Annotated in this window: 16 protein-coding genes; 9 read left to right on the forward strand and 7 right to left on the reverse strand. The window is 68.3% G+C overall.

All coding sequences use genetic code 11. From position 1 onward, the window contains the following. Positions 1–25 precede the first annotated feature (25 nt). Positions 26–1,951, forward strand: coding sequence for a PAS domain-containing hybrid sensor histidine kinase/response regulator (locus WKW77_RS06670; RefSeq protein WP_340356054.1), 1,926 nt, complete (start codon positions 26–28; stop codon positions 1,949–1,951). Between the two features lie 20 nt (positions 1,952–1,971). Here WKW77_RS06670 and WKW77_RS06675 read toward each other — a convergent pair whose 3' ends face one another. Further along, positions 1,972–2,187 (reverse strand): hypothetical protein, encoded by a 216-nt coding sequence (locus WKW77_RS06675; RefSeq protein WP_340356055.1) that lies wholly within the window; start codon positions 2,185–2,187, stop codon positions 1,972–1,974. A 222-nt stretch (positions 2,188–2,409) separates the two neighbouring features. Here WKW77_RS06675 and WKW77_RS06680 point away from each other — a divergent pair, with 222 nt between their 5' ends. The 4 genes from WKW77_RS06680 to WKW77_RS06695 are packed head-to-tail and all read left to right on the forward strand — an operon-like array spanning position 2,410 to position 5,237. Next, complete coding sequence (locus WKW77_RS06680; protein ID WP_340356056.1) at positions 2,410–3,168, forward strand: SDR family NAD(P)-dependent oxidoreductase; 759 nt, start codon at positions 2,410–2,412, stop codon at positions 3,166–3,168. Between the two features lie 27 nt (positions 3,169–3,195). Then, positions 3,196–4,122 carry a glutathione S-transferase family protein gene (locus WKW77_RS06685; RefSeq protein ID WP_340356057.1) on the forward strand — a complete coding sequence of 309 codons (927 nt, stop codon included), beginning with the start codon at positions 3,196–3,198 and terminating at the stop codon, positions 4,120–4,122. Positions 4,123–4,153: 31 nt separating this feature from the next. Continuing rightward, entirely contained in the window at positions 4,154–4,573 is a 420-nt protein-coding gene (locus WKW77_RS06690; protein ID WP_340356058.1) for an ester cyclase, read from the forward strand. Positions 4,574–4,604: 31 nt separating this feature from the next. After that, positions 4,605–5,237 (forward strand): glutathione S-transferase family protein, encoded by a 633-nt coding sequence (locus WKW77_RS06695; RefSeq protein ID WP_340356059.1) that lies wholly within the window; start codon positions 4,605–4,607, stop codon positions 5,235–5,237. A 6-nt stretch (positions 5,238–5,243) separates the two neighbouring features. Here WKW77_RS06695 and WKW77_RS06700 read toward each other — a convergent pair whose 3' ends face one another. Then, entirely contained in the window at positions 5,244–6,149 is a 906-nt protein-coding gene (locus tag WKW77_RS06700) for a LysR family transcriptional regulator (RefSeq protein ID WP_340356060.1), read from the reverse strand. A 140-nt stretch (positions 6,150–6,289) separates the two neighbouring features. Between WKW77_RS06700 and WKW77_RS06705 the strand changes: the two genes are divergently transcribed. Then, positions 6,290–7,723: an aldehyde dehydrogenase family protein gene (locus WKW77_RS06705; protein ID WP_340356061.1), complete on the forward strand. Its 1,434-nt coding sequence runs from the start codon at positions 6,290–6,292 to the stop codon at positions 7,721–7,723. A gap of 14 nt (positions 7,724–7,737) precedes the next feature. Here WKW77_RS06705 and WKW77_RS06710 read toward each other — a convergent pair whose 3' ends face one another. The 5 genes from WKW77_RS06710 to WKW77_RS06730 form a co-directional block, all read right to left on the reverse strand. Beyond that, complete coding sequence (locus WKW77_RS06710; RefSeq protein WP_340356062.1) at positions 7,738–8,574, reverse strand: ABC transporter permease; 837 nt, start codon at positions 8,572–8,574, stop codon at positions 7,738–7,740. After that, entirely contained in the window at positions 8,571–9,482 is a 912-nt protein-coding gene (locus WKW77_RS06715; protein ID WP_340356063.1) for an ABC transporter permease, read from the reverse strand. The genes WKW77_RS06710 and WKW77_RS06715 overlap by 4 nt, the downstream gene beginning before the upstream one ends. Beyond that, entirely contained in the window at positions 9,446–10,540 is a 1,095-nt protein-coding gene (locus WKW77_RS06720; protein ID WP_340356064.1) for an ABC transporter ATP-binding protein, read from the reverse strand. The genes WKW77_RS06715 and WKW77_RS06720 overlap by 37 nt, the downstream gene beginning before the upstream one ends. 11 nt (positions 10,541–10,551) lie before the next feature. Continuing rightward, positions 10,552–11,676, reverse strand: coding sequence for a polyamine ABC transporter substrate-binding protein (locus WKW77_RS06725; protein WP_340356065.1), 1,125 nt, complete (start codon positions 11,674–11,676; stop codon positions 10,552–10,554). A gap of 122 nt (positions 11,677–11,798) precedes the next feature. Next, complete coding sequence (locus WKW77_RS06730) at positions 11,799–12,944, reverse strand: CaiB/BaiF CoA transferase family protein (RefSeq protein ID WP_340356066.1); 1,146 nt, start codon at positions 12,942–12,944, stop codon at positions 11,799–11,801. A 206-nt stretch (positions 12,945–13,150) separates the two neighbouring features. Between WKW77_RS06730 and WKW77_RS06735 the strand changes: the two genes are divergently transcribed. The 3 genes from WKW77_RS06735 to WKW77_RS06745 all read left to right on the forward strand — a co-directional run bounded on the left by WKW77_RS06735 (position 13,151) and on the right by WKW77_RS06745 (position 15,216). Next, positions 13,151–14,020 (forward strand): NAD(P)-dependent oxidoreductase, encoded by an 870-nt coding sequence (locus WKW77_RS06735; RefSeq protein WP_340356067.1) that lies wholly within the window; start codon positions 13,151–13,153, stop codon positions 14,018–14,020. A gap of 77 nt (positions 14,021–14,097) precedes the next feature. Further along, positions 14,098–14,670 carry a TetR/AcrR family transcriptional regulator gene (locus WKW77_RS06740; RefSeq protein WP_340356068.1) on the forward strand — a complete coding sequence of 191 codons (573 nt, stop codon included), beginning with the start codon at positions 14,098–14,100 and terminating at the stop codon, positions 14,668–14,670. 72 nt (positions 14,671–14,742) lie between these two features. Beyond that, positions 14,743–15,216, forward strand: a complete 474-nt coding sequence (locus WKW77_RS06745; RefSeq protein ID WP_340356069.1) for a (2Fe-2S)-binding protein — start codon at positions 14,743–14,745, stop codon at positions 15,214–15,216. The last annotated feature ends 12 nt before the right edge of the window (positions 15,217–15,228 follow it).

Below are 15,228 nucleotides of genomic sequence, written 5' to 3' on the forward strand. Positions count from 1 at the left end.
AATGCCGCCGGATGTCCAACGCCCGATGAAAGACCCCAAAGCACCACCGCCGAGCCTCCGCCCGTCGATGCAGATCAGCGACGCCGACTTTCGCCTGATGGTCGAGGCGGTCTCGGACTACGCGATCTTTCTGCTCGACCCCCACGGCTTCATCCAGACCTGGAACGAGGGCGCGCGCATCCTCGAGGGCTTCGAACGCGAGGAGGTGCTGGGCCGGCACTTCAGCATCTTCTATCCGCCGGAACTGCTGGCGCGCAAGTGGCCCGAGCACGAGCTGGAACAGGCACTGGCCAGCGGCCGCTTCGAGGACGAGGGATGGCGCGTGCGCAAGGACGGCACCCGCTTCTGGGCCAGCATCGTCATCACGCGCGTGATGGACGAGCAGGGCGCACTGCGGGGCTTCGCGAAGATCACGCGCGACATCAGCGAGCGCCGGCGGCAGGACGAACTCCTGCGATCGAGCGAAGAGCGCTTCCGGCTGCTGGTGGAAGGCGTGAAGGACTATGCGATCTTCATGCTCGACCCCTCGGGCCACATCGTGAGCTGGAACCTCGGCGCGCAGAAGAATAAGGGCTACGAGGCGTCCGAGATCATCGGCAAGCACTTCTCGGTGTTCTACCCGCCGGAAGTCGCGGCCCGGGGCTGGCCCGAGCAGGAACTGCGGCTCGCGCTGCGCGACGGGCGCATGGAGGACGAAGGCTGGCGCGTGCGCAAGGACGGCAGCCGCTTCTGGGCCAGCGTCGTGATCACCGCGCTGTACGACGCCTCGGGGCGCCATCGCGGGTTCGCCAAGGTCACGCGCGACCTGACCGAGCGCCGCCGCGTGAGCAGCCTGGAGGATGAGGGGCGCCGCGTGGCCACCTTCCTCGCGATGCTGGGCCACGAGTTGCGCAATCCGCTGGCGCCGATCTCGAACGCGATGGCGCTGCTCGACCGCGGCGCGTCGGACACGCGGATCGTCGAGAAGGTGCGCGACACCGTGGTGCGCCAGCTCAGGCAGCTCACCCGGCTGGTGGACGACCTGCTCGACGTGAGCCGCATCACCAGCGGCAAGATCCACCTGGAGGCCAAGCCGGTGCGCCTGCGCGACGCGGCGAACCAGGCGGTGGAGTCGATCCAGCCGATGTTCAGCGCCCGGTCGCAGACGCTGCACGTCGAGACCGGCACGGACCCGTGGGTCATCGGCGACCTGGCGCGCATCGTGCAGATCATCTCGAACCTCCTGAGCAACGCCGCGAAGTTCACGCCGCCCGGAGGCCATATCGACCTTCGGCTCGCCATCAACGGCACGCTGGCCGAGATCATCGTGAGCGATGACGGGCCCGGCATTCCGATACCCGACCTCAAGCGCGTCTTCGACCTCTTCGCGCAGGGCCAGCAGGACGTTGCGCGCAGCCAGGGCGGACTCGGCCTGGGCCTGAGCCTCGTGCAGCAGCTCGTCACCCTGCAGGGCGGCACGGTGAGTGCGTTCAGCAGCGGCAAGAAGGGCGAGGGCGCGGAATTCCTGGTGCAATTGCCGCTGACGCCGGCGCCTGCGACCGCGATCGAGAGGCACGACGACGACGCGCGCGGGCGGCGCATCCTCGTCGTCGACGACAACCGCGATTCGGCCGAGACGATGCAACTCCTGCTCGAAGCCCTCGGCTACGAGGCGACGGTTGCTTACGACGGCGTGGCCGGTCTGGACGCGATCAAGGCGCAGTCGCCGGACGTGGTCCTGCTCGACATCGGCCTGCCGGGCCTGAGCGGCATCGAAGTCGCCAAGCGGGTGCGGATCGAGGTGCACCAGCAGCCGACGCTGATCGCGGTCACCGGCTACGGCCAGGAAAGCGACCGCGAGACCAGCTATGACGCGGGCTTCTTCGCCCACCTGACCAAGCCGGTGGCGCTGGAGCAGCTGCAGTCGCTGCTCGATCGCGTGCTGCCGCTCGAGCCGCCGCGGTCGGGCTGAAGCCGCCGTGGGCCCTTCGCTCAGGCCGGCTGCAGTTCGATGAGGCCCTGCTCGACGTAGCGCTCGTACTCTTCGATCGGGATCGCGGTGATCTGGGGATTGCCCGCATCGCCCCAGCTCAGCACCGCGCTGTCGGCGCCCACCTGGACCTCCAGCGGCCCTTCCGGGATCGCGATCAGCGGGCCGTCGCCCGCGCGGTATTCGACGGTCCCCTTCACTCGTGCGTTCGCGGCCATGCTGATCTCCCGGCGGTCTGCATGCTGCAGAGCGTAGGGCAGCCCACGCAGGCGGCCGTCATCGGACGGCGCATGCCCCTGTAGGCAGGCGTGCTTTCAGGGTGCCGTTGCAGCACGGGCAACACAGCCTGTATCTCTTTGAAATGGCTTCCGGGGCGGGCCTGCCGCACAGTGCGGATTCCCCTGGTTCCCCATCCTCCAACGCAGAGAAAGAGACAAGCCATGCCCGCCCACGACCTTCTCGCCGGCCGCACCATCATCGTCACCGGTGCCGCCACCGGCATCGGACAAGCCTTCTCCGTGGGCTGCGCCGCTCAGGGCGCGAACGTGGTCGTCGCCGACATGAACCCGGCCGACGAAACCGTCGCCGCCGTCGAATCCGCCGGCGGCCAGGCGATCGCGGTCCGCGTGGACGTGGCCGACAGCGAATCGGTGCAGGCGATGGCGCGCGCCGCGCTCGATCGCTTCGGCCGCATCGACGGTCTGGTCAACAACGCGGCCTACTTCCGCGAAGTGAAGCTCACGCCCTTCGAGGAGCTGGACCCGGCCCAGTGGGACCGCATCTTCCAGGTCAACGTCAAGGGCGTGTGGCAGTGCTGCAAGGCGGTGATGCCCGCGATGCGCGAGCAGAAAAGCGGCTCGATCGTGAACATCGCCTCGGTCGTCGCGGTGGCGGGCCAGCCCGGCTACCTGCACTACGTCGCGACCAAGGGCGCCGTGCTGTCGATGACCAAGGGACTCGCGAAGGAATGCGGCCAGAGCAATGTGCGCGTGAACGTGATCGCGCCGGGCTTCGTGCTCACCGACGCGACGAAGAACCGGCCGGTCGAATGGCAGCAGAGCTTCCTGAAGGCGCGGGCGCTGTCGCGCGAGCAGCGTCCGGACGACCTCGTGGGCACCGCGCTCTACCTGCTGTCGGATCTCGCGGGCTTCGTCTCGGGCCAGACCATCGTGGTCGACGGCGGGCACATCATGTACTGAGCGCGCAGGACAACCAAGGAGACGCACGTGAACGACATCATCCTGCATCACTACGAGTTCTCGACCTTTTCGGAGAAGGTCCGCACCGCGCTGGGCCTGAAGGGCCTCGCATGGCGGTCGGTGGAGATCCCGGGCCTGCCGCCGCGGCCACTGCTCTCGCCGGAGCTCACCGGCGGCTACCGCCGCGCGCCCATCATGCAGATCGGCGCCGACATCTACTGCGACACGAACATCATCCTGCCCACGCTGGAGCGGCTGCATCCGGTGCCGAGCCTCTACCCGAACGGCAGCGAGGGCCTCGCGCGCGCACTGGCCTTCGCGTGGGAGCGCCAGATGTGGATCCCGTCGATCAGCGTCCTCACGCATTACATCGGCGAGCACATCCCGCCCGAGTTCCTCAAGGACCGCAAGGAAAGCTACCTGGGCATCGACATCTCGAAGGAGGCGATGGCGCCGCGCTTCGACCAGGACGTGCAGGCGGTGCGCGCGCAGCTCGCCTGGCTGCGGCAGGCGTTGTCGGGCCGCCGCTTCCTGTTCGGCGATGCGCCGGGCGCGGCCGACCTCGCGTGCTGGCAGACGATCTACCTGCTGCGCAAGAACTGCCCGCCGGAAGTCGACGCGCTGCTCGGCCTGGCGCCGCTCACCGGCTGGTACGACCGCATCGTCGCGCTCGGGCATGGCTCGCCGACACCGATGACCTCCGAGGAGGCCTTCGCCGTGGCCCGCGATGCGCGGCCCGCGCCGGTCACGCACCTCGACGCCGACGGCGATCCGGGAGGCTTGCGCGCCGGCTGCCCGGTGCGCATCACGCCCGACGACAACGCGCGCGTGCCGGTGGCCGGCACGCTCGTGGCCGCCGGCGACCAGGAGATCGTGATCCACCGCCGCGATGCGCAGGCCGGCGACCTGCACCTGCATTTCCCCCGCATCGGCTTCGTGGTCGAAGCGGTGTGACCCTTCCACGCACATTCCGAGGACCTCTGCCATGAGCACCATCGAAGCCAACAAGCAGCTTTGCCGCGAGTATTTCCGTGCCTTTCTCACCCGCGACACGGCGTGGATGGAACGTCACATCTCGCCCGACTTCGTCCGCCACGATCCGGGCCTGCCTTTCGAGGTGCGTGGGCCCGAAGGCGTCGCCAAGCTGCACGACGCGCTGATGCCGGCCTTTCCCGACATGAAGCTGCCGCTCCTGGACTTCGTCGGCGAAGGCGAAAAGGTGCTGGTGCGCCTGCGCGTGCAGGGCACGCACACCGGCGCCTTCGGCGACCTTCAGCCCACCGGGCGCAAGATCGACATCGGCGTGCTGGACCTGTTCCAGTTCCGCGATGGCGTGCTGGTCGAGCACTGGGCGCTGCTGGACAATCTGGGGCTGCTCAAGCAGCTTGGCGCACTTCCGGCCTGAAGGCCCCGGGTCTTTGACGAAGGATTCCGCGATGCAGCTCCTTGCCAACACCACCTCGCCTTTCGCCCGCATCGCGCGTATCGCGATGATCGAGAAGGGGCTCGACATCGAGCCGACGCTCGTCGACCCCTGGGCGGACGACCCGCGGCTGCGCGCCGCCAATTGCGCGACCCGCGTGCCGACGCTGGTGCTCGACGACGGCACGCCGCTCACCGAAAGCCTGCTGATCGTGCAGTGGCTGGAAGCCACCCGGCCGGCGCCGGACTGGCCGGGGCTGCTGGGCCCCGATGCCGCTTCGGCCGCCGCGGTGCTGTCGCGCGCGGGGGTGGCGCTCGGTGCGATCGATGCGTCGGTGCACACCATCATCACGCGCAAGGTGACCGCGCCGGTGCTGTTCGACGAAACGCCGGTCGGCCTGCGGCGGCGGCGCAGCATGATCGAAGGGCTCGAACGGCTCGAAGCCATGGCCGCGACCCTGGCCGGCCCGAAGCCCGGGTCGGCCGTCCCGACGCTCGACACGATCTGTGCGGTGGTGCTCTACGACTACCAGCAGTTCCGCTATGGCGACCAGCCGTGGCTGCCGGCCACGCCGAAGCTCAAGGCCCTCGCCGAGGCGATGCGCGAGCGGCCCTCGTTCGGCAGGACGATGCCGCGCGTGGCCTGAACGGGCTCAGGCCCCCTGCACCTCGTCCTTCGCGCAGCCTTCGAGGTGCGCGACCAGCGCCTGCATCGGCGTCTGCGCGGCCGGTTCGCCGCGCACGCACAGGCACATCCGTCGCAGCGCCCAGTCATCCGACAGCGGCAGCACCTTGAGCCCGAGCGCCTGCTCGAACCCGCGCGCTGCCGCGAGCGGAAGGATGCCGATCCCCAGCCGCGCCTGCACCGCGCGGCACACCGCCTCGAAGCTTCGCACCTGCACCCGCAGTGCCATTGGCCGCATCTGCTGCACCGCCTGCGCGGTGAGCAGGCGCGTGAGCGTGCTGCCGCCTTCGAGGCCGACGAGGTCGCGGTCGAGCAAGTCCGCGAAGCGCACTGTCTCGCCTTGCAGCGGATCGTCCACGCGCAGCACCGCCGCAAGCCGGTCGCTGCGATAGGGCCGGCACCAGAGCCCGGCGGCGTCGCAGCCCTCGACCACCACGCCGAGGTCCGCCTCGCCGCTGCGCACGCGGCGCACTGCCTCGTCGCTCCAGCATTCCTCCAGCACCACGCGCACCGCCGCGTGCGCGGCCTGGAAGCCCGCGACATCCGCCGGCAGGAACTGCGTCATCGCCGAGGTGTTGCCGTGGATGCGCAGCACCGCTTGCTGGCCGCTCGCGTAGTTGCCCATCTGCGCGCGCATGTTGTGCACGCCGGCGACCACATCGCGCGCCAGCTTCAGCAGGTGCTCGCCGGCCGGCGTGAGCTGCATGCCGCGCGAATGGCGTTCGAAGAGCTGTGCCTTGAACTGGTGCTCCAGCAGCGCCAGCCGCCGGCTCGCCGCGGGCACGGTGATGTGGCTGGCCTCGGCCGCGCGCGTGAGGTTCTGCATCTCCGCGGCACGCACGAAGAGGGCCAGGGAGTCGATATCCGGCAGCATGGATCGCGATTGTCCGCGTTTGCCGCCGGCGTTGCACTCTGGGCAAGACCACCTTGACCAGCTTCCAATTCACCGTTCGCGCGGGCTTGCCTACAGTTCTCCGATCGCATTTCACTGACGCACGACGAGAGGACTTCGAGATGAAACAGATGTTCATAGGCGGTCGCTGGCTGCCGGCGAGCGACGGCCGCACGCTGCCCGTGGTGTCGCCCGCCGATGGCGAAACCTTCGACCAGATCCCGCGCGGCGGTGCGCATGAAGTCGACCTCGCGGTGGCCGCGGCCCGCGCCTCGCTCGACGGCGCCTGGGGCCGGCTCAACCCGACCGAGCGGGGCCGCATCCTGATCGCGATCGGGCAGTCGATCCTCGCGCACGAAGAGGAACTGGCGCAGCTCGAAGCACGCGACACCGGCAAGCCGATGAGCACCGCGCGCAATGACATCAAAGTGCTCGCGCGCTACTTCGAGTTCTATGGCGGCGCCGCCGACAAGGTGCACGGCGAGACCATCCCCTTCCTGAATGGCCACCAGGTCAGCCTGGTGCGCGAGCCGCTGGGCGTGACGGCGCACATCATCCCGTGGAACTACCCGGCGCAGATGCTGGGCCGCACCGTCGTGCCCGCGCTCGCGATGGGCAACGGCACCGTGCTCAAGCCGGCCGAGGACACCAGCCTTTCCGCGCTGCGCGTGGCCGAGATCGCCGCCGCCGCCGGGTTGCCCGACGGCGCGCTGAACGTGGTCACCGGCCTGGGCGAAGAGGTGGGCTCGGCGCTGGCCGGGCATCCGGGCATCGACTTCATCTCGTTCACCGGCTCCAACGAAGTCGGCACGCTGGTGCAGCAGGCGGCCGCGAAGAACGCGGTCAAGTGCGTGCTGGAGCTCGGCGGCAAGTCGCCGCAGATCGTGTTCGAGGACGTCGATGCCGATCGCGCGGTGCCGATCATCGTGCGCGCGATTGTGCAGAACGCGGGCCAGACCTGCACCGCGGGCAGCCGGCTGCTGGTGCAGCGATCGATCTACGACAGCTTCGTGGCGCGGGTCGCCGAGGCTTTCTCGAAGGTGCGCGTCGGCACGCCCGACATGGACAAGGATTGCGGCCCCGTGATGAATCCCGCCCAGCACCGCCGCGTGCAGCGCTACATCGACGAGGCGCGCGCCGCCGGCATCCCGGTGATCGCCGAAGGCGCCATCGAGGACGGCGTGCCCGCGACCGGCTACTACGTCAAGCCGACCATCTTCGGCCCGGTGCCGCGCGACGCCGCGCTGGCGCGCGAGGAAGTCTTCGGTCCGGTGCTCGCGGTGCTGCCTTTCGACGACGAGGCCGATGCGATCCGCCTGGCCAACGGCACCGACTACGGCCTGCTCGCCGCGGTGTGGACCGAGAACTCGGGCCGGCTGCATCGCGTGGCGAAGGCGGTGAAGGCCGGGCAGGTCTTCATGAATTGCTACGGCGCCGGGGGCGGCGTCGAGCTGCCCTTCGGCGGCACCAGGCGCAGCGGCCACGGCCGCGAGAAAGGCCTGCTCGCGCTGGAGGAAGTGAGCGCCACGAAGACGCTCGTCCACTACCACGGCTGACGGATCGGAAGGGCCTAGCCCTTGCCCTGCGCCAGCTCCCTGAAGCGCCGCCGCTCCCGCGATGCGATCCAGTAGCTCGTCACCAGGACGAACACGCCGACGACTGCGACCACCACGGTCGCCAGCGCATTGACCGTCGGGTCCAGCCCCAGGCGCGCGCGCGAGAAGATCACCAGCGGCAACGTGGTCGAGCCCGGCCCCGACAGGAAGGCGGACATCACCACGTCGTCCAGCGACAGGGTGAAGGTCAGCAGCCATGCCGCCGCCATCGACTGCGCGATCATGGGCAGCGTGACGAGGAAGAAGACTTCGAGCGGACGGGCGCCCAGGTCTTGCGCGGCTTCCTCGTACTGCGGATTCAGGTCGCGCAGGCGGGCGCCGATCACCACGGTGGCATAGGCGATGCCCACCAGCAGGTGGCCCAGCCAGATGGTGACGAGCCCGCGCTCGGGCACGCCGAGCCATCGCTGGACCAGCACCAGCATCAGCAGCAGCGAGAGTCCTACGATCACCTCGGGCATGACGAGCGGGGCGCTGACCATGGCCGAGAACAGCACGCGCCCCCGGAAGCGCGGGAAGCGCTGGAGCGCGAAGGCGGCCAGGGTTCCGAGGACGATGGCGCCGGTGGCGGTGCCCGCCGCGACACGCAGCGAGAGGAAGAGACCCTCGCGGATCGCGTCGTCCGCCATCAGCTTGCGATACCAGCGCAGGCTGAAGCCCGCCCACACGTTCGGCACCGGCGAATCGGTGAAGCTGAAGACGATCAGCGAGACGATCGGCAGGTAGAGAAAGGCGAACCCGAGCGCCAGCCACACGCGACTGGTCCAGCGGGCGGTGCGCGTGGCGATCATCGGGCCGCCGCCTTCGCCTGGCTGTCGTTGAAGACCGCCAGCGGCACGATGACGAGCAGCACCATCGTCACCGCGATGCTCGACGCCATCGGCCAGTCGTTGTTGGAGAAGAACTCGTCCCACAGCACGCGGCCGATCATGAGCGTCTCCGGGCCGCCGAGCAGCTCGGGGATCACGTACTCGCCCACGCACGGAATGAAGACGAGCATCGACCCCGCGAGGATGCCGGCCTTCGACATCGGCACCGTGATGCGCCAGAACGCCTGCCAGGGCGTGGCGCCGAGGTCCTGCGCGGCTTCGAGCAGCCGCAGGTCCAGCTTGGCCAGCGTGCCGTACAGCGGCAGCACCATGAAGGGCAGGTAGGTGTAGACCATGCCGAGGATGAGCGAGAAGGGCGTGTACATGAACTGCCCGGGTGCCGAGATGAGGCCCAGCGGCAGCAGCAGCTGGTCGGCATGCACGTGGCCGAGCAGCCGGCCGACCCAGCCGGTCTCCGCGTCCAGCAGGCCTTTCCAGGCATAGACGCGAAGGAGAAAGCTGGTCCAGAAGGGCAGCATCACGCCCATCAGCAGCAATGGTTGGGCCGTGGCCGAGGCGCGCGCCATGAAGTAGGCGAACGGATAGCCGATGGCCAGGCAGATCAGCGTCGTGATGCCCGCATACATCAGCGACTGTGCGTAGGTCGAGAGATAGATCTCGTCGCTGAGAAGCGTCGCGTAGCTGCCGAGGTGGAACCCGGCGGTCCTCGCGCCCTCCATCTCGGCGAAGCTGATGCGCAGCACGATCACGAAGGGCAGCAGGAAGAAGACGAGCAGCCACACGTAGGGCAGGCCGATGACGGCACGCCGGGCCTTGAACGCGAACGGCGTCTTCACCCGGTCAGCACGACCTGCGAGGTCGGCAGCCATTGCGCCCACACGGCATCGCCCCGTGCCGGAGCCTCTCCGAGAGCCTGGCTGCCGACATGGACCTTCAGGCGGGCACCGCTGGGCAAGCCCAGGTGGTACATCGTGTAGTCGCCGAAGTACGACTGCGCCATCACCACACCTTGCACCTGGTTGGCGTCGCCGGCGGGCTTCTCGTGCGTGAGAAGGATCCTTTCGGGCCGGATCGCCACGGTCACCGGCTCGCCCTGCTGGCCCGCGATGCCGCGATCCACACGGTGCAGCACGTCTGCGCACCGAATCTCGGCATGACTGGCGCCGCTCGCCACGACCGTGCCGTCCATCAGATTCACGCTGCCCACGAAGTCGGCCACGAACCGCGTCGCCGGGCGTTCGTAGATCTCGGACGGGCTGCCCACCTGCACGAAGCGGCCCTCGCTCATCACCGCCATGCGCGAGGCCATCGTCATCGCCTCTTCCTGGTCATGCGTGACCACCACGCAGGTCACGCCGACCTGCCGGATGATGTTGACGAGTTCGATGCGCGTGGCCTCGCGCAGCTTGCGGTCCAGGGCGCCGAGCGGTTCGTCGAGCAGCAGCAGCTTCGGGCGCTTGGCGAGACTGCGCGCGAGGGCCACGCGCTGCTGCTGGCCTCCGGAAAGCTGGTGCGGCTTCCGGCGGGCGAGTGGGGCGAGTTGCACCAGGCGCAGCATCTCCTCGACGCGCGAGGCGATCTCGGGCTTCGGGCGCCGGTCGCGCCGCAGGCCAAAGGCGACGTTGTCCCACACCGACAGGTGAGGGAACAGCGCGTAGGACTGGAACATCATGTTGATCGGCCTCTCGTAGGGTGGGCGGCCGGCGAGATCCTCGCCATCGAGCACGACGCGCCCCGACGACGGCACTTCGAAGCCTGCGATCAGCCGCAGCAGCGTGGTCTTGCCGCAGCCTGACGAGCCCAGCAGCGCGAAGATCTCGCCGCGCGCGATGTCCAGGCGCACCTGGTCCACCGCGCGGAAGTCACCGAAGTCCTTGGTGACCGATTCGATCCGCAGGAAGCCGCCGTCGTCCCCGACCGCACTCATCGCGGCGTCCGTCACCGGTTGGCCTTGAAGTTGGTGAAGGTCCGCGTGACGAGCCGCAGCGTGCCCTGGTCAGGCGTGTCGGGGGCGATCATCCCGGCGAGCTCGGCCGCGTCGGGGAACACGGCCTTGTCCTTCGCCAGCGCCGGATCGACGAACTTCATCGCCGCCTTGTTGGGGTTGGCGTAGAACACCTTGTTGGTCAGCGAGGCATCCACCTCGGGCCGCAGGATGTAGTTGATCCACTTGTAGGCGTTCTCCTTGTGCTTGGCATCCTTGGGAATCGCCATGGTGTCGAAGAACAGCAGGCCGCCCATCTTCGGCAGCAGCACCTGCAGGTCCTGCGGGTTGTGCGCCTTCTTCGACTTGTCCTTGGCGATCATGATGTCGCCCGACCAGCCGATCACCGCGCAGAGCTGGCCCTTGGCCATCTGGTCGATGTAGTCCGAACCCGATCCGGAAAAGCGCGTCACGTAGGGGCGCACCGCCTTGAGCATCTCGCCGGCGGCCTTGTAGTCGGCCGGGTCCTTGCTGCGCGGGTCCTTGCCGAGGTAGTTGAGGGCGATGGGCAGGATCTCCGAGGGCGTGTCCAGGAAGGAGACGCCGCAGCCCTTCAGCTTGGCCATGTACTCGGGCTTGAAGACGAGATCCCAGGCGTTCTCGGGCATGGGGAGGTTGCCCAGCGCCTTCTTCGCCTTGTCGGCGTTGATGCCCACGGTCGTGTAGCCCCACAGCCAGTCGACGAGGTAGTCGTTGCCCGGGTCCATCTTCGCGAGCTGCGCCTGGATCGCCGGGTCGAGGTTGGCGAGATTGGGGATCTTCGACTTGTCCAGCTTCTGCAGCAGCCCGGCCTGGATCTGCATCTTCGCGAAGTGCGAGCCCGGAACGACGATGTCGTAGCCCGACATGCCGGCGACCAGCTTGGCGTGCAGGGCCTCGTTGCTGTCGAACAGGTCGTAGCGGACCTTGATGCCGGTCTCTTTCTCGAAGTTCCTGATCGTGTCGTCGGCGATGTAGTCGCCCCAGTTGTAGACGTTGAGCACCTGCTCGTCGCCGTCGGCCCGCGCGGGGGCGGATGACAGCACCGCACAGGCCAGGAGTGCATGAACGATCGCGCAGCGATGCAGCCAGGGTTTCATTTGTCGGATCTCCAGCTGAAGCGGACGGACTCCCTGACTGACGGTGACCCGTGCCGCGCCCCTCAAGTTCCGACCGTCCGTCGCACGCGGCACGAAAAAGCCCGGCGTCGCCGGGCCTCGTTTCAGGCGGCGACCTTCGCGGGCGGCCCCTCGGGCTCCGGCAAGCGGCCGTGCGCGTCGATCGCGGGCACGGGCGGGAACTGCGGATCGTCCCATTCGGTCACGTAGGGCTGTGCGGGCACCTCGACCGTGCGGCCATGCACATCCATGGGCCGCGTGCGCAGTTGCGGATGGGCGATGAGGTCATGGACCGAGTTGATCGCCCCATAGGCAGTCTGCGCTTCGGTGAGCCGGTCGACCGCCTCCGCGTAGCTCAGTCGACCGAACACCTGCTGGATGATTTCCTCCAGCACCTCGCGGTTGGCGGTGCGCGCACTGTTGCCGGCAAACCGGGCATCCGTCGCCAGCGCGGCGTCGCCGAGCACCGCGCGGCAGAAGTTCTCCCACTCGCGCTCGTTCTGGATCGACAGCACGATTTCGCGCCCGTCCGAACACACGAAGGAACCGTAGGGCGCGATGCTCGGGTGCTTGAGGCCGACCCGGTCCGGCGCCCCGGCGCCGTAGCGCGCCTGCAGGTAAGGCACCGCCATCAGCTCGCTGGCCGAATCGAAGAGCGACACCTTCACGCCGCTGCCGCGCCCGGTGCGCTCGCGCTGCAGCAGCGCCTGCTGCACGCCGATGAGTGCGTTCATGCCGGCGGTGATGTCGCAGATCGAGACGCCGATGCGCCCCCACGGACCCGGCGCGCCGCTCACGGCAACCAGTCCGCTCTCGGCCTGCACCAGCAGGTCGTAGGCCTTCAGCTGGTGCAGCGGGCCGGATTCGCCATAGCCGGAGATGTCGCAGGTGATCAGCCGCGGGAACCTGGCGCGCAGCACCTCCGAGCCGAAGCCCAGCCGCGCCGCAGCGCCGGGCGCGAGGTTCTGGATGAACACATCCGCCTCTGCCACCAGCGCGTGCAGCCGCGCCTTGTCCGCTTCGCGGGTGAGATCGAGCGCGACCGATTCCTTGCCGCGGTTGATCCAGACGAAATAGGACGACTCGCCGAAGACGGCGCGGTCGTAGCCGCGCGCGAAGTCGCCGCTCGGCCGCTCGACCTTGACGACGCGCGCGCCCGCATCCGCGAGGCGGCTGGAGCAGAAGGGCGCGGCGACTGCCTGTTCGAGCGCCACGACGAAGATGCCATCGAGAGGTTTGCTGCTGTCCATGTTGTTCCCGGCTTCGGACGAGGCCCGCACGAGGCGTGCGAACCGATCGGATGCCGCGATTCTTCGGGCTCCGGCCGCGAGCGTCCATGGGAATTCAGTCAAGCCTGACTTGCGGAATTTCGAAGCGAGGCGCGCGGCCGGTCGGCTCTGGCGGTCGATCCACAATACCCGCCTGGAAGACGACAACGATCCTGAAAGGTGAATCCATGAAGAACATCGGCATGGTGGGCATCGGCATGATGGGCCACGGCATTGCGAGCAACATCGTCAAGCGCGACTTCAAGCTCGGCGTGTTCGAGCACCCGGGCAACCAGCCTCTGGACGGCCTCAAGGCTGCCGGCGCCACCACCTTCACCAGCCTGAAGGCGCTGGCTGCGCAGTCCGACGCGATCATCCTCGTGCTCACCGGTTCGCCGCAGGTGGAGGCGGTGCTGCAGGGCGCGGACGGCATCCTCGAAGGCCTGCGGCCGGGCACCGTGGTGATCGATTGCTCGACCGCGATCCCGTCGTCGAGCGCGCGCATGGCGAACGCGGTCGAAGCGGCCGGCGGCCGCTTCCTGGACAGCCCCATGACGCGCACGCCCAAGGAAGCCGCCGAGGGCCGGCTCAACCTGCTCGTCGGCGGCGACGAGGCGCTTCTGGCGGAATGCCTGCCGCTCCTGAAATGCTTCGCCGAGAACATCACGCATGTGGGCCCGGTCGGCGCCGGCCACAGCATGAAGCTGCTGCACAACTATGTGTCCCTCGGCATGGTCACGCTGCTGTCGGAAGCCGCGGCCTGTGCGCAGCGCAACGGCGTCGCACCCGCGGCCTTCGTCGATGTGCTCGCCAAGGGCGGCGGGGGCGGCATCGCGCTGGAGCGGCTCAAGCCCTTCCTGCTGAGCGCCGACGTATCGGGCCTGCGCTTCTCCATCGCCAACGCGCGCAAGGACCTCGACTACTACAACACCATGGCCACCGATGCGGGCACCCACAAGGCGATCGCCGCGGCAGTGCTCGTGACCCTGGAGCAGGCGCTGGCGCGGGCGCCCGAGGCATTGGTGCCGGAGCTGCCTGAGATCCTTGGGCGGACATGACAGCGCAGCCCATCGCCGCGTGGGCATTAAGCGAATATTTGTTCGCCAAATGATGAGATGGCGCTAAGATCCCCGTCGTGAAGCCCAAGGACGACGAAAAGCTCCGCGCCATCGCGGAAGCCACCTTTACGCTGGTCGAGCAGACCGGCCTGAGCGGCTTGACCATGGCCGCCATCGCGCGCGAGGCGGGCCTGGCCACGGGCACGCTGTACGTCTACTTCAAGTCGAAGGAAGAGTTGATGGTCGCGCTCTACGAGCAGGCCAAGACGACCACCGCCGCCAGCCTCATGCACGGCGACGATCCGAAGGCACCGTTTCGCAGCCGCTTCCGGCATATGTGGATGAACTGGCTCGAGCACCGGCTGACGCACTATGCACAGGTCGTTTTCCTGGAGCAGTACTACAACTCCCCCTGGTTCAGCGAAGAGAGCCGCAATCTCTCCGCCCGGCTGATCAAGGGCTGGGTCGACCTGATCGAGTCCGCCAAGGCGCAGCAGATCCTGAAGGACGTGCCCACGGTCCTGCTGATCAACAGCTTCGGCGGCTCGGTGCGCGAGACCGCCAACCTGCTTCGCTCCGGCGCGCTGGCCCGCACGGACGAGAACCTGGCAATGGCCTTCGGGCTCTGCTGGGACGGCATCAAGGCCTGAGCTTGACCTGGCCCGCGCACAGGTCTATTGTTTAGCCGAACCAATATTCACCAAAAAAGAGAAAGCCCCCACATGACCACCCTGAACATCAACGGCAAGGACCGGCAGGTCGACGCCGATCCTTCGACCCCGATCCTCTGGGCCCTGCGCGATACGCTGGGCATGACCGGCACCAAGTTCGGCTGCGGCGCGGCATTGTGCGGTGCCTGCACCGTGCACCTCAACGGCCAGGCGATCCGCTCGTGCGTGACGCCGATCTCCGCCGCGGCGGGCCAGAAGATCACGACCATCGAGGCGGTCACCGAGGGCGGCGACAAGGTCGGCAAGGCCGTGCGCGACGCCTGGGTCAAGCATGACGTCGCGCAGTGCGGCTACTGCCAGAGCGGCCAGATCATGTCCGCCACCGCCTTCCTGAAGACCGTCACGCCCGGCAAGCTGCCCAGCGAAGCCGAGATCGATTCGGCCATGGCCGGCAACATCTGCCGCTGCGGCACCTACGCGCGCATCCGCGCCGCCGTCGCCGACGCCGCCAAGGCGCTGGCTTGAAGAAGGAGATCG

The organism is Variovorax ureilyticus (genome assembly GCF_037889935.1).
Taxonomy (GTDB): Bacteria; Pseudomonadota; Gammaproteobacteria; order Burkholderiales; family Burkholderiaceae_C; genus Variovorax; species Variovorax ureilyticus.

Coding starts and splice junctions, on each gene's coding strand:
- WKW77_RS06670 (WP_340356054.1), top strand. CDS start 26: ATGAAAGACCCCAAAGCACCACCGCCGAGCCTCCGCCCGTCGATGCAG.
- WKW77_RS06675 (WP_340356055.1), bottom strand. CDS start 2,187: ATGGCCGCGAACGCACGAGTGAAGGGGACCGTCGAATACCGCGCGGGC.
- WKW77_RS06680 (WP_340356056.1), top strand. CDS start 2,410: ATGCCCGCCCACGACCTTCTCGCCGGCCGCACCATCATCGTCACCGGT.
- WKW77_RS06690 (WP_340356058.1), top strand. CDS start 4,154: ATGAGCACCATCGAAGCCAACAAGCAGCTTTGCCGCGAGTATTTCCGT.
- WKW77_RS06695 (WP_340356059.1), top strand. CDS start 4,605: ATGCAGCTCCTTGCCAACACCACCTCGCCTTTCGCCCGCATCGCGCGT.
- WKW77_RS06700 (WP_340356060.1), bottom strand. CDS start 6,149: ATGCTGCCGGATATCGACTCCCTGGCCCTCTTCGTGCGTGCCGCGGAG.
- WKW77_RS06705 (WP_340356061.1), top strand. CDS start 6,290: ATGAAACAGATGTTCATAGGCGGTCGCTGGCTGCCGGCGAGCGACGGC.
- WKW77_RS06710 (WP_340356062.1), bottom strand. CDS start 8,574: ATGATCGCCACGCGCACCGCCCGCTGGACCAGTCGCGTGTGGCTGGCG.
- WKW77_RS06715 (WP_340356063.1), bottom strand. CDS start 9,482: ATGGCTGCCGACCTCGCAGGTCGTGCTGACCGGGTGAAGACGCCGTTC.
- WKW77_RS06720 (WP_340356064.1), bottom strand. CDS start 10,540: ATGAGTGCGGTCGGGGACGACGGCGGCTTCCTGCGGATCGAATCGGTC.
- WKW77_RS06725 (WP_340356065.1), bottom strand. CDS start 11,676: ATGAAACCCTGGCTGCATCGCTGCGCGATCGTTCATGCACTCCTGGCC.
- WKW77_RS06730 (WP_340356066.1), bottom strand. CDS start 12,944: ATGGACAGCAGCAAACCTCTCGATGGCATCTTCGTCGTGGCGCTCGAA.
- WKW77_RS06735 (WP_340356067.1), top strand. CDS start 13,151: ATGAAGAACATCGGCATGGTGGGCATCGGCATGATGGGCCACGGCATT.
- WKW77_RS06745 (WP_340356069.1), top strand. CDS start 14,743: ATGACCACCCTGAACATCAACGGCAAGGACCGGCAGGTCGACGCCGAT.